Origin of the sequence: Candidatus Ichthyocystis sparus (assembly GCF_900078745.1) — a bacterium.
Classification (GTDB): domain Bacteria; phylum Pseudomonadota; class Gammaproteobacteria; order Burkholderiales; family 2013Ark19i; genus Ichthyocystis; species Ichthyocystis sparus.
Window position 1 is genome coordinate 1 of record NZ_FKII01000031.1, and the last position, 1420, is coordinate 1420.

1 protein-coding gene is annotated in these 1420 nt (G+C 38.2%); it reads right to left on the minus strand.

What is annotated here, in order from left to right; translation table 11 throughout:
* Positions 1-1050, minus strand: a 1050-nt coding sequence (locus A6733_RS00410) for a hypothetical protein (RefSeq protein ID WP_141663426.1), incomplete at its 3' end; no start/stop codon positions are given.
* Between the last annotated feature and the right edge of the window lie 370 nt (positions 1051-1420).

A 1420-nucleotide genomic window follows, 5' to 3' on the forward strand; every position in this document is an offset into this window, starting at 1 on the left:
ATCATGAAGTAGCCTAGAAATTAGTTTATAACTATCAGGATGAAACTTAAGGCCCAGAAAATCTACATACTGAGTGGACAACACCTCCCTAACAGTAGTACAAACAATCCCTGTCTCAGAGTAAGTGTAAACATGAACAGGAACATTACTGCTACTCGCGTATCTTCCTTCTGTTCCTTCTGTAGTAGGAGCAGAAGAAGATCCATCTCCTGATGCTTTACACTTATCAACATCCTTACTATTTGTATTTGTTCTGGAACATCGTGCTTTCAAATTAGATGTTGAAGACGATGCTATTAAGGGAATACCAGCAATGTCGAGAACATCAATAAAATCTTTACAATTAACAGCATCTAAACACTCCCCTCCTAGAGCACCAGAAATGCCACCAAATACTTCACGCCAAATAGAGCTAAAAATACACTCTGCCCTACCGCGGATAGCGGAATCTAGTCCCGATAAAAAACTCAGCAACCTATCTCCAGTTAACGTCTCTACACCACCGTCAGGAGAATCGGACAATACTTTAATGTTAGGAAGAGAAGGTATAAAATCAGGTATATGATCGCCATAGTACTTAGAAAAACATCTGTGCACAAAATTATCCCTACACAGTACCTTATAAGTACTACACCAAATAATTCTCCCGGTCGTCGTAAGTTCATCACTCAGGTTTGATGGAAGTTGTTCGCTTAACTTACTCTTGTAAGGAACTCCAGCTGATTCAACAGCTCTCGAAATGAGATCACTAATTATTTGAGCACTATCAGGATGTAACTTAACTCCCAGCAAATCAGAAACATCCTGATCAGCAATAATGGCTGGAGAAGAAACAGTACTAAATCTGGAAGTAGAAGCTTCTCCTATATCATCACAAGTGCTCAACCCACCACCCACAGTGGTGGCTAAAGTAGTAACAGTAGAGGCCTCAACTTGCTGCAAACCAACACTAGAAACATCACTCTGTACAGCGCATCCTTTACCATCATCATCACTCTCTGAAGGACCACTAAAAGTAGCAGCACCACCAGTCACAGGTACAGGATACATAACAAATCCTCTATTTGTTGCTATTATTATTCATTTATTATTTTTACTATCAACTCACACACCAACATTGCATAAAAGCTACAGAAGAGAAATGGGTACAGTCCCTCAAAGAAATGCACAAAACACCAAAAACAGGACCAGCAGCAAAGCACCGCCACTATTGTATACGTATACAAATCCAAGAAAAGTCACTCACACACAAAACAAGTGGCAGTCCGTACGTACAAAGAACACTACCAACTTGACATGATATCTTGTATATAATTTAAAAAAACAAACATTTACACCCAACATATAACAATTAATTATACAAATGAAGCATTAATATATAATGAATTAATTGCTAATTATTTAACTTAATAAACGTGCA